The sequence below is a fragment of the Thermoanaerobacterium butyriciformans genome (assembly GCF_017874545.1).
GTDB classification, from domain to species: domain Bacteria; phylum Bacillota; class Thermoanaerobacteria; order Thermoanaerobacterales; family Thermoanaerobacteraceae; genus Thermoanaerobacterium; species Thermoanaerobacterium butyriciformans.
On sequence record NZ_JAGGLT010000047.1, the window covers coordinates 1 to 12,892 of the forward strand.

The 12,892-nt window shown below is 32.3% G+C and carries 10 protein-coding genes; 8 read left to right on the forward strand and 2 right to left on the reverse strand.

What is annotated here, in order from left to right; all coding sequences use genetic code 11:
- The first annotated feature begins 128 nt into the window (after positions 1-128).
- The 8 genes from J2Z80_RS14295 to J2Z80_RS14330 all read left to right on the forward strand — a co-directional run bounded on the left by J2Z80_RS14295 (position 129) and on the right by J2Z80_RS14330 (position 8,845).
- On the forward strand, positions 129-563 hold the full coding sequence (locus tag J2Z80_RS14295; RefSeq protein WP_245301368.1) for an FGGY-family carbohydrate kinase: 435 nt from the start codon (positions 129-131) through the stop codon (positions 561-563).
- A 64-nt stretch (positions 564-627) separates the two neighbouring features.
- Complete coding sequence (locus tag J2Z80_RS14300; protein WP_209454991.1) at positions 628-1,773, forward strand: 4Fe-4S dicluster-binding protein; 1,146 nt, start codon at positions 628-630, stop codon at positions 1,771-1,773.
- Position 1,774: 1 nt separating this feature from the next.
- Positions 1,775-3,574, forward strand: coding sequence for an FAD-binding protein (locus J2Z80_RS14305; protein WP_349292615.1), 1,800 nt, complete (start codon positions 1,775-1,777; stop codon positions 3,572-3,574).
- Positions 3,575-4,663: a zinc-binding dehydrogenase gene (locus J2Z80_RS14310; protein ID WP_132775658.1), complete on the forward strand. Its 1,089-nt coding sequence runs from the start codon at positions 3,575-3,577 to the stop codon at positions 4,661-4,663. It abuts the gene before it with no gap.
- 25 nt (positions 4,664-4,688) lie between these two features.
- The gene (locus J2Z80_RS14315) at positions 4,689-5,900 is read left to right on the forward strand and encodes a Gfo/Idh/MocA family protein (RefSeq protein ID WP_209454992.1); all 1,212 of its coding nucleotides are present in this window, start codon (positions 4,689-4,691) and stop codon (positions 5,898-5,900) included.
- Between the two features lie 77 nt (positions 5,901-5,977).
- Positions 5,978-6,511, forward strand: coding sequence for a Gfo/Idh/MocA family oxidoreductase (locus J2Z80_RS14320; protein WP_082243628.1), 534 nt, complete (start codon positions 5,978-5,980; stop codon positions 6,509-6,511).
- A complete protein-coding gene (locus tag J2Z80_RS14325; protein ID WP_432422732.1) occupies positions 6,489-7,868 on the forward strand; it encodes a GH39 family glycosyl hydrolase in 1,380 nt (459 codons plus the stop codon). Before J2Z80_RS14320 ends, J2Z80_RS14325 begins: the two co-directional genes overlap by 23 nt.
- Positions 7,869-7,888: 20 nt before the next feature.
- The gene (locus J2Z80_RS14330) at positions 7,889-8,845 is read left to right on the forward strand and encodes an acetylxylan esterase (protein ID WP_209454993.1); all 957 of its coding nucleotides are present in this window, start codon (positions 7,889-7,891) and stop codon (positions 8,843-8,845) included.
- Positions 8,846-8,885: 40 nt separating this feature from the next.
- Here the strand turns inward: J2Z80_RS14330 and J2Z80_RS14335 are convergent, their stop codons facing one another.
- Positions 8,886-10,490 carry a response regulator gene (locus J2Z80_RS14335; RefSeq protein WP_245301371.1) on the reverse strand — a complete coding sequence of 535 codons (1,605 nt, stop codon included), beginning with the start codon at positions 10,488-10,490 and terminating at the stop codon, positions 8,886-8,888.
- Positions 10,483-12,243: a sensor histidine kinase gene (locus tag J2Z80_RS14340; RefSeq protein WP_209454995.1), complete on the reverse strand. Its 1,761-nt coding sequence runs from the start codon at positions 12,241-12,243 to the stop codon at positions 10,483-10,485. The genes J2Z80_RS14335 and J2Z80_RS14340 overlap by 8 nt, the downstream gene beginning before the upstream one ends.
- Positions 12,244-12,892 lie beyond the last annotated feature (649 nt).

Here is a 12,892-nt window from a genome sequence, read left to right on the forward strand (position 1 = left end):
ATCGAAATCAAATTTATTCTTACAAAAACAGGTAAAATCCAAGCAGAGTTGTTATTAGTAGCTTAAAAAATGTCACTTATGACACTCAAATCAATGGTATAAAAATAGAGTTTCCAGAGATCAGCCAGATGGCATCTAAAGCTGAGCATGAAGAGTTTATCATTAATCCCGATGACAAATTATTTATAGCTCCCGATGATATGGCTGAAGCAATAAAGCAATATTGTGTAGAAACGGGGCAGGGTTTGCCTCAGGATATCGGTGACATAGCGAGAGCTGCTTACAATGGTATAGTTGAGCAATACAAAAATTGCTTAAACAATTTAGAAGACATTGTGGGAAGAGAAATAAATACTATCCATATGGTTGGCGGAGGGATACAGGATAAGTTCCTGTGTAAGTTAACTGCGGATGTTACAGGTAGAAAAGTCATAACAGGGCCTGTGGAAGCTTCAATCTATGGTAATGTGATAGTCCAACTTATGGCCTTAGGATACATCAAGGATTTAAAAGAGGGAAGAAAAATAATAAAGAATTCTATAGAGCAAGAATGGTATTCTTAAGTAACGGAATAATATACAAATTTTTTTATTTTTATTTATGAATCCTTATGAGGAGGAAATTAAAATGTTAAATTTATCTACAACTTATGCTAATTTAAATCTCAAAACGCCTATAATTGTAGGTTCTGCTGGTATAACTGGTTCTATTGAATTGTTGCAAAGAGCGGAAGAATGTGGAGCAGGTGCTGTAGTAACTAAAAGTTTATTTCAGAAGGAAATTTCTAGAAAATCACCGACACCTCGATTTAAGATAGTAAAACATACTAATACATTTACGTTTTACACATATGAGCAGGCAAGTGAATTGAATCCACAAGAATATGCAGAATTTATTTTTAATGCAAAACAAAAATTGAGTATACCTGTTATCGCTAGTATTAATTGCTATACGGATGATGCTTGGATTGAATATAGTAAATTAATGGAGGAAGCGGGAGCTGATGCAATAGAGCTTAATCTTTCATGCCCTCATGGAGTACACATTATGTCTGGCATGAACATTATTGAAGAAATGGTGCATACAACGAAAATAGTAAAAAATAACGTTAAGATACCTGTAATACCCAAAATGACACCGCAATCTGCAAATCCAGGATCTGATGCATTGAGGCTAGAACAAGCGGGAGCTGATGGACTTGTTATGTTTAATAGATTTACAGGTCTTGATATAGATATAGAAAAAGAAATACCAATTTTACATGGTGGATATGCAGGGCATGGTGGACCATGGGCTATTATGTATGGGTTGAGATGGATAAGTGCTGTATCGCCAAAATTAAAGTGTAGTATAAGTGCTAGTGGAGGCGTAATGAATGGTGAAGATGCTATTAAATATATATTATCTGGGGCATCTGCTGTTCAAATTGTTACAACAGTTTTTTTAAATGGTTATGAAGTAATAAAACAAATAAATAAATATTTAGAACAATATTTAGATAGGAAAGGATATCGCACCATTAATGATTTTAAAGGCAAAGTTTGTGATAAAATTCTTGATATGGAATCAGTTGATAGAAGACATTGGGGAGTCGCAAGTATAAATAAGGATAAATGTATTGGTTGTGGAAAGTGTTTTAATGTTTGTATATATGATGCAATTAAAAACGATAAAGAAAAATTTATGATAAAAGAAAATTGTGATGGGTGTGGATTATGCATTGAAGTTTGCCCTGTTAATGCAATTTCAATGGTTGAAAAGGAGAGAAATTAAAGTGGTATATAAAGCTGACGTTTTGGTAATAGGTGGTGGTGGCGCAGGACTTAGAGCGGCAATTGCAGCCTATGAAAGAGCGCATAATTCAAATAAAAATATAAAAATAATTATTGCAGTAAAAGGAAGACTTGGTGCTTGTGGTACAACTGCATTAGCATATTCCGATAGAATGGCTTTTCATGTAACACTTCCTACAACTTGTCCGCGAATAAACGATAATTGGAAATACCACGCTAAAGATATTTATGAGATTGGCGGATTTGTTTCCGACTATGACTTGGCTGAAATTTTAGCAAAAAATTCAGCAGAAGCTTATTATTATTTAGAAAGATTAGGAGTACCATTTGTTAAAGAGAATGATATACCGTCTCAGTTTGTAACTGATGGTTCGATATATGCTCGAGCTTGTTTTACTGGACCAGATACTGCAGTTCAAATAGAAAAGGCTCTTGTGAGAAAAATTAGTGAAATCAAAGAAATTGAAGTTTTAGAAAATGTAATGGTAAGTGACTTAATTGTGGTAGATAATAAAATTTTTGGTGCGGTTGGGTTTATAGATGAACATGAAATAATTATTCTTGCAAAATCTGTAATATTAGCAACAGGTGGGGCAGGGGAGATTTATGGTAATAATGTCTATCCAATTGGGATGACAGGTGATGGATATGCAATGGCATTAAGGGCAGGTGCTGAGCTTGTTAATATGGAATTCATCCAAATTGGTTTAGCATCGCCAAAAACGAAGATTGCATGTTCTGGAAGTATAATGAGATGTATACCAAGGTTTGTTAATGATAAAGGAGAAGAGTTTTTAATTAATTATGGTATAACATTTAATGACATATTTGAAAAAGGTTCAACATGGCCAATTAGTGCTGAACACAAAACTTGGAATATAGATGTTGCTGTTTTTAGGGAAATAATGAGGGGAAATAGGGTTTTTCTAGATTTCGGACAGAACCCTAGTGGATTTAATTTTGAATATTTAAGAGATGATTTGAAAAAGAAATATTATGATGAGATAAAAGAATTGACAAGTTGTAGATTAACTCCAATTGATAGATTACAAGAAATAAATCCGCAAACGATAAAGTGGTTTTCTGAAAGGGGAATTGATCTAAAAAAGGATTTATTAGAAATTAAGCCATCTATTCAACATTTTCAAGGTGGAGTAAAAATAAGACAGAAAGCTCAAACAAATGTTGCGGGTTTATATGCATGTGGTGAATGTGCAGGAGGGCAACATGGAGCAAATAGACCAGGCGGGAATTCACTTTTGGATACTCAGGTTTTCGGTAAAGTTGCAGGGGAAAATGCTTTTGAATTTTCTTTAAGTGTAGATTTAGACGAGGATGTTGGACTTCTTAAAGCACGTGACATATTTGAAAGGTATAAAGATTTTATATCCCAAAGTGGAATAAATTTAGAAAAAGCAAAGGAAAAGCTTAGATATGTAATGGATTTATATGCAAGCGTAATAAGGTATCCTGATGGCTTACAAGAAGCATTAGGTCTTATAAATGAATTAAAAGCAAAACAAATAAAACCAATTGAATATACAGGTATTTTAGAATTTGAAAATATGCTTTTGATTTCGGAAGCTATTGTAAAAAGTTGTATATTGCGTAAGGAAAGCCGTGGACCACATCTTATGTTTGAAAGATCTGATGATTTATTGCCGAAGCCAAGAAATGAAAAATATAATTTTTATCATGTTTGCAAACTTGATAACAAAAAAAACGAAATTGAAGTAAATAGGATTGAACCTATAAAGCCACAAGATTTGGAGGCGATATAGATGAAAGCACGTGCAATGGTCCTCGAAGAATTCAATAAACCTCTTGTTATGAGGGAATTTGAATTGAAATTACCAAAAGATGGTGAGCTTTTAGTTAAGATAGAAGCTGCTGGAGTATGTGGTTCTGATGCACATATATTCAAAGGTAATGATCCAAGAGCGAAATTACCAATGATTCTTGGCCATGAAGGTGTTGGTCGGGTTGAAGCGATTTCAGGAAATTGGGAAGATATTTATGGTTATGAGCTAAAAGAAGGAGATTTAATAATTTGGGATAGAGGCGTAACTTGTGGTAAATGTTATTATTGTACAGTTAAAAAGGAACCATATTTGTGCCAAGACAGATGGACATATGGAATAAGTGTGGGATGCAATCAACCACCTTATTTGAGAGGATGCTATTCTGAATATATATATCTTGTCCAAAATACCAAAGTGTTAAAGATAGAAAGTAATATTGAACCAGAAGTATTAGTGTCAGCGTCATGTTCTGGAGCGACATGTGCACATGCATTTGACACTATTTCACCTGATATTGGTGATACTGTTTTAATCCAAGGTCCAGGACCTATTGGACTTTATGCAATATTATTTGCGAAAAAATATGGAGCACAAAATATTATTGTAATTGGTGGTACAAAAGAAAGATTAAATATGTGTAAGGAATTTGGTGCAACCATTGTGCTTGATAGAAATTTGACTACATTAGAGCAAAGAAAAGAAATTATTATGGATATAACAAAAGGAAAGGGTGTAGATTTAGCAATTGAAGCAGTAGGGCATCCATCTGCAGTTAGCGAAGGAATTAAATTAGTTAGAAATGGAGGAAATTATTTGTCACTTGGTTTTGGTGATCCAAATGGTACAGTCACAATTGATTGTTATTATGATATAACAAGGAAAAATTTAAGATATCAAGGTATTTGGGTAAGTGATACGAAACATCTTTATATGGCGGCTAATTTAGTATTAAATAATAAGGAATTGTTTAAAAAAATGATAACAAATAAATATAAATTATCTGAGGCTACACAAGCTTTAATGGATATGGCGAATAGAAGCACAGTAAAGTCTGTATTGATACCTTAAAATCAATAGTGAGAGGATGAGCATTTTGAATTTAGCAGGAATAGGTTTAATAGGAATTAGTGGCTTTGGTAGTATTCATTTAAGATCAATAAGCTTATTAGAAGGAAAAAAGGTGAATTTAAAAGCTATTGCTGAAGTAAATTATGAGAAAAATAAAGATATAATAAATAAATTATCATTAAATGGAGTTAAATATTATAAAGATTATAGACAAATGTTAAATGAAATGAAAGATTTGGATTTTGTAGTTATTTCTACACCTATTCATTTTCATGCTCAAATGGCAATAGATGCAATAAAACAAGGATTTAATGTGTTGTTAGAAAAACCACCTGCTGTTACAATTCAAGATATTGATGCAATAATTGAAGCAAAAAGAAATTACAATAAGATTTGCGCAGTTGATTTTCAAAATACTTCTGGTAAAGCTTTTAGAAAACTTATAGAATATATTAATTCAGGGAAATTAGGAAAGATTAAAACAATTATAGGTGTTGGCTGTTGGAAAAGAGATGATAGTTATTACCAAAGAAATAATTGGGCAGGTAAGTTAGTTGTTAATAATAATTATGTATTAGATGGGTCAATTAATAATCCATTAGCTCATCTGTTGAATAATGAATTAATTATAGCTGAGTCTTCAGAAAAGGGAGGTGGAGAACCCAAAGAGGTGATTTCAGAGCTGTATCATGGACATAAGATTGAAGGTGAGGATACAGCTTGCGTTAAAATAGTAACAACAAAAGGAATAGAGGTATATTATTATTCAACACTATGTAATAAGCGAGAAGAGTTACCATATATAATTGTTGAAGCTGAAAAAGCGAATGTGTATTGGAATTATGATAATAAATTTCGTATAAAGTATTTTGATGGGAATGAAGAAGTATATGATGGTGGTAAAGAAGATTTATTTGTTAAGATATATGAAAACATGATAGAACATTTATTTAAAGGTAAAGAATTATATTGTCCAGTTGAAATTACGAGAAATTTTGTACTTGCATCTAATGGAGCTTTTGAGTCATCTAAAGAAATTTTTGATATTCCTGATGAGTTTATTGAAGTTAATATAGAGGATGGGAAAAAATTTACTTATATCAAGAATATAAGAGAGATAATTGAATACGCAAGTGAAAACAAAAAATTGTTTTCCGAAATGAATGTTAATTGGGGAAGGAAGACGGAAAAGGTTAATATGAAAAATTATGAGAAATTTGATTTGTTTAAAAAATGAGCATAGGCTAGATAATCAATATAACTTATAAATGTGTATTAAAATTGTAGCTTAAATCTAGGAAGAAGGAATACCAAATGAGCAGAGAAAACGGTATGTACTATATGCCAGAAAGCAAAGCTAAAAAAGTCTTCAGTGAAGGAGATTTTGAATTTGCAGCAATTGGACTAGATCATGGCCACATATATGGCATGACAAAAGGACTAATAGAAGCCGGTGCGCAGGTAAAATGGGTATATGACAAAGACCCAGAGAAAGTAGAAAGATTCATAAAAGCATTTCCTACTGCCAAAAAGGCCAGAGACGAAGATGAAATACTGATGGATAACTCAGTTAAATTGGTAGCAAGTGCAGCAATACCATCAGAAAGATGTGACATAGGCTTAAAAGCAATGGATGCAGGAAAAGACTACTTTGCAGACAAGCCTCCAATGACAACAAGAGAGCAACTGGAGCAAGCTAAAGACAAAGTAAAAAAGACGAAGAGGAAATATGCAGTCTACTATGGTGAAAGGCTTCACAATGAAGCATCTGTCTATGCAGGACAATTAGTAGAAAAAGGGGCAATAGGACGAGTAATACAAATTTGTGAAAGAAAATATAGACTTTAAGTATATACGCGGACATGGACTTTTGTGCGACGATGTAGGTATTTACCGTGAGGACATAGTAGGTAACGACATAAGGCCGTTTTACAATTTCACGTATATAGATAGAATCTTTGATTCATTTTTGGAATTAGGGATAAGGCCTTTCGTGGAAGTCGGATTTATGCCTAAAAAACTAGCGTCAGGCACTCAGACAGTATTTTATTGGGAGGGGAATGTTACTCCTCCTAAAGATTATAATAGGTGGAGCAGCCTTGTCAAAGCGGTTGTGAATCACTTTATTTCTCGATATGGGATTGAAGAAGTCTTAAAGTGGCCATTTGAGATATGGAATGAACCTAACTTAAAAGAATTTTGGAAAGATGCAGATCAAAAGGAGTATTTTAAGCTCTACAAGGTTACTGCAAAGGCGATTAAAGAAGTGAATGAAAATCTACAAGTTGGAGGTCCAGCTATATGCGGCGGAGCTGACTACTGGATAGAAGACTTTTTGAATTTCTGTAATGAGGAGAATGTTCCTGTTGATTTTGTGTCTCGCCATGCGTATACATCTAAACAGGGAGAGTACACTCCGCATCTTATATATCAAGAGATCATGCCATCTGAATATATGCTTAACGAATTTAGAAGTGTCAGGGAGATTATAAGAAATTCACCTTTTCCAAATCTTCCTTTTCACATAACAGAGTACAATACATCTTACAGCCCGTTAAATCCTGTACATGACACGCCATTTAATGCGGCGTATCTTGCGAGGATTTTAAGTGAAGGCGGAGATTACGTTGACTCATTTTCATATTGGACATTCAGCGATGTGTTTGAGGAGAAGGATGTTCCAAGATCGCAGTTTCATGGAGGATTTGGACTAGTTGCATTAAATAAGATACCAAAGCCGACTTTCCACATGTTTAAGTTTTTCAATTCTATGGGTGAAGAAGTGCTCTACAGAGATGACCATATGCTTGTGACGAGAAGAGATGATGGTTCAGTTGCACTTATAGCTTGGAATGAGATAATGGAGAAGACAGAAAATCCAGATAAAGAATACGAACTTGAAATACCTGTAGGATTCAAAGATGTCTTTATAAAGAAGCAGATGATAGATGAGGATCACGGCAATCCTTGGGGTGCCTGGATACACATGGGAAGGCCGAGGTTTCCAAACAAAGAGCAAATTAAAACTTTAAGAGATATTGCGAGGCCGCAAATCAAAACAAGTAGAGCTACATCAGATGATGGCTATGTCAATTTGAAATTTAAATTGGGGAAAAATGCTGTTGTTTTGTTTGAATTGACTGAAGTAATAGACGAATCAAGCACGTATATAGGACTTGATGATAGCAAGATAAACGGATATTGATGTGATTTAGGAGGGTAAAAATGGGACTTTTTGATATGCCATTACAAAAACTTAAGGAATACACTGGTACAAACCCATGTCCGGAAGATTTTGATAAGTATTGGGACAGGGCTTTAAATGAGATGAAATCTGTTGATCCCAAAATTGAACTTAATCCCAGCAGCTTTCAAGTGCCTTTCGCAGAGTGTTACGACTTGTACTTTACAGGCGTGCGTGGTGCAAGGATACATGCAAAGTATATAAAGCCTAAAACAGATGGAAAGCATCCTGCACTAATAAGATTTCATGGATATTCATCAAATTCAGGGGACTGGAATGACAAATTAAATTACGTGGCGGCAGGTTTTACAGTTGTGGCGATGGATGCAAGAGGACAAGGGGGTCTTTCTGAAGATGTTGGCGGCGTAAAAGGGAATACTCTAAATGGACATATAATCAGAGGATTAGACGACGACGTTGACAACTTGTTATTCAGGCATATTTTTCTAGATACTGCACAATTGGCAGGAATAGTAATGAATATGCCCGAAGTTGATGAAAATAGAGTTGGAGTCATGGGGCCATCACAAGGCGGAGGTTTAGCATTGGCGTGCGCATCATTAGAACCCCGTATACGCAAAGTCGTATCTGAATATCCTTTCTTATCTGATTATAAGAGGGTATGGGATTTAGACCTTGCAAAAAACGCATACCAAGAGATTACAGACTATTTTAGGCTTTTTGATCCTAGACATGAAAGAGAAAATGAGGTGTTTACTAAGCTTGGCTATATAGATGTTAAGAATCTGGCGAAGAGAATAAAAGGCGATGTGTTGATGTGTGTCGGATTGATGGATCAAGTTTGTCCGCCATCAACTGTTTTTGCGGCATACAACAATATAAAATCAAAGAAGGATATAAAAGTATATCCTGATTACGGCCATGAGCCTATGAGGGGATTTGATGATTTAGCTATGCAATTTTTACTTGAGCTTTAAACGTTAAAAGTATGAGGAGATTTGATATAGTCAGATCTCCTCATACAATATTTTTTATCAATTTTTTGTATTCACTTACATTTAAACCTGTATACTTTTTAAAGCACGATGAGAAGTAATTTGGGTCTTGTATGCCGACTGCATTAGCGATTTCAAATGATTTCATATTTTTTTCTTTTATCAAATTTATTGCTTTTTCCATTCGCTTATTTGTAAGGTATTCTATGAAGTTTATGCCTGTCTCTTTTTTAAATGTCCTGCTTAAATAGCTGGGATTTAGGTAAAAGTGCTTAGCAACGTACGACAGTGAAAGATTGCTATTGCTGATATTTTCCTCTATAAATTTTTTAACATTATCAATCAAATTATTGATATTGCTTATCTGCTCTTTGTTTACTGCCTTAATCGTATTTTTTACAGTTGTTGATATATATTCAATCATGTCAGGCAGCGTCTCTATATTTATGATTTTGTTGTAAGACTCTACCTCAGATAAATAAATATCATCAAAGTTTTCTTTTAACTCTAATGACACGGAGAAGCAGATTGATATAATATTTAATGCAGCAACGCGGATTAACTTAATTGCATTTTCGCTTTTAAGATCTATATTAGAAAACACATCTTTTACAACATTTATTGCATCGTTTTCTAAACCCGATTTCAGGTAAAATCTCAATTCGTTAAACAGATGATTGGTGTCAATACCAGTTTTGCTTTCTGTAAATTGTACATCTCTGTAATGTATGACATTATTGTTGCCAACTGCTATGTGATAGTTTAATGCGTCTATTGCTTCAATGTACGATACTTTTATATCCCTTATCTTTCCTTTTATATTTCCTATACCTATATTTAAAGTGCAGCCAATATCTTTGACGATTTTGTTTTTCAACCTTATACAGATTTTATACAGATCTATTTTTTCATCGGTGTTTAAGATGATAATTCTATTCATTGAGTCAGTGAAGACGATGATCCTTTTTAAATCTTTAAAATAATTTTTTACATAATTAGTCACTTTAAAGTTTTGAATCAGACGAAATTCTTCGTTTATATCATTTGAATTGATAATCTCTAAAGCGGCGACTTGATAAATGCTGCCATCCAGAGATATATCAAAAAATTCTAACTTTTCATTTATCAACTTGTCATCTAAATTGCCACTTATCAGCTCATTTAAAAATCGCTCTCTTAAATAAGGCAGATTATCGTAAAGCTGTCTTTTTAATTCTTCAAATTCTTCCTTCTCTTTCCTTTCACTTTCTATGACTGCTTTTAGGTTAGATACAGTATTTAAGACTTCATCTTCATCTATCGGTTTAAGCAAAAAATCAGATATCCCTATTTTTACAGACTTTTGAGCGTAATTAAAGTCATTGTAACCAGTTAAGATGACAATTTTTATTGCAGGATATTTTTGTAAAATAGATTCGCTGAATTTTATGCCGTCAATTCCTGGCATTTTTATGTCTGTAAAGACTACATCTGGTTTAAGTTCGTCTATTAATTTAAATCCCTCATTTGCATTTGATGCTTCGCCTGCTATTTCCATTCCAAGCGTGTTCCAATCAATACAGCTTTTTAATAGATTTCTTTCAAGATACTCATCATCAATAATAAGCACTTTTATTTTATCACTCATCATTCTGATCCTCCTTATTTTTCGGGATAGTTATTTCAATCTTTGTACCTTCATCTATTTTACTGTAAATTTTTACTACATCTGCAGAATTGTAATATATCTTCAACCTTTCTATTGTCGATCCAAGGCCAACGCCTTTAGACATGCCGCTTTCGATTTCTCTAATCTTTTCTTCACTCATGCCTTTTCCATTGTCTTCAACTATGAGTTTTATTTGATCGTTGTCATATAAAGCTTTTATTGAAATGATTCCTTGACCGTCTTTATTTCTCACGCCGTGGTTCAAGGCATTTTCGACTAATGGCTGCAATATAAGCTTAGGTATTTTATAGTTTAATACGCCCCCATCAATATTCATTACAGCATTAAACTTATCTCCAAACCTTATTTTTTGTATTGTAAGATAGTTTTTTATTATGTCAAGCTCTTCTTTTATGGTGATTTCCTCATTGCCATTCATCAAAAAAGATCTATAAAACTTTCCTAGAGCTTTCACAATTTTACTGGCGTTTTTCGTGTCATTCATTAAAATCAAGGCACTTATTGCATCAAAAGAATTAAACAGGAAATGAGGCTTTATCTGCGATTGCATTACATCCAGTTCCAATTTTCTTTTCATCTTTTGCTCGTTAATGATGTCGCCAATCAATTTTTTGATTTCATCGATCATCTTGTTATAAACATCTTTTAGCATCCCTATCTCATCATTGCCGGTTATAATATTTACCTTTTCAAATTTTCCATCCTTTATTCCCTTCATAGAGTTTACCAGCTTTATTATAGGCTGTGTGATAAATAGAGATATAAATAAAAGCCCTAAAATAAGCAATACAATATTTATGACTATTACCAATAGAAGTATTAAATTGTATATCCAAAACTGACTGTTAAGTTCATTAAATGGTGTGACGCTTATTATATTCCAGCCAAAATTATTTTTAAGATCCGAAATAATGTACACTTTTCCGTCAATTTTCTTTATAGTTGAATTATTGGGTTTTATATAATTGAATATCTCGTCATTCAAACTTTTGCTTATATTAGTCGGCTCTACTATACTGTTACCATTCTCGTCTTTTATTATGATACCAGATGTATAAGTATTTATTGAGCTATTTATATACTTATACAAATAAGACTTAGAAATATTTATTATCATAAATCCTGCTGGCTTTTGGCTATTTATATCGTTTATCACTCTTATGAAAGATACATATCCTTGGTTTCCTTTACTATCATTTATCAAACTACCACTATTAGCTATTAATATATAAGCACCTCTTAAATTTATCAATTTATCGTACCAATTAGCCGATTTTAGCACAGACAAATTAATATTTTTATAAGAAACATTATCTACAAAGTATTCGTTTCCTCTGTTGTCAAATATATATATAGACGAAATAAAATCATTAAAGTTTAAAAAATCTGACAAATATTTACTCATTGGCTGTATATAGCTTGCATAGTTGCCTGCATTTCCGTTTGACAAAGCTGATTGTAGTATTTGACTTGATATTAAAATTTTTGACTGATTGTCAACGGTATTTATTAGTGATTCTATACTGGAATTAATATTTGAAACAATTTCATTAGAAACTTGCATGACTTTGCTGTTAGTTATATTATTATTTATCTCATTATAAGTGATCGAAAGAAAAGAGATTGAAACGATTAAAACAAACAAATAGTACAATACTATTTTGGATGATATATTTAGATCTCTGAATTTTTTAATAAATCTTTTTAACATAGCATTAACTCCTTTGGAGTAATATTTAAATTAATGACATCACCTTGTAAAATACATGAAATAATGAATTTAACTGATTTTAAATTTTATTATTGTGATATTTATACAAATCAAAATATCTATCATATATTTTACCACATATTAAAAGAAAATGTAACAAGTTTATTTGTTGGGTGAACAAAGTAAAAAAATTAAAGAATCATGTAAAAAATTTCTATTTTATTAAAAAAATTTCGAGCTATAATATTCTCATAAATTAAAGTTAGAAATTAAAACAAGTATTGATAAAAACATATTTTTATTCCTTTATATTGATTTGTTTGATTTAATTTCTTTTAAATTTCTTTTATCCAGAACAAATGTTATTTGATAACACTAGTAAACGTTAAGTGTAAGATGATGGTATATATGGGTAGATATATTAAAGTTATTTAAACACTTGTTTGATTTAAAAATATTTTTCTACTCATATATATAATATTTAATGTCCAATGGAGGGGGTGGTATTATAAAACATATTTTTAAGATTTTTTAACATTCTTCATGGGAGGGGAAAGGTTGAAATTAAAAGTACAAATTGCAATAAGAATAAAATGGCATAGCAAACAAGCCATCTTTTGATGACTTTTTAAAAATTAAATATCGAAGT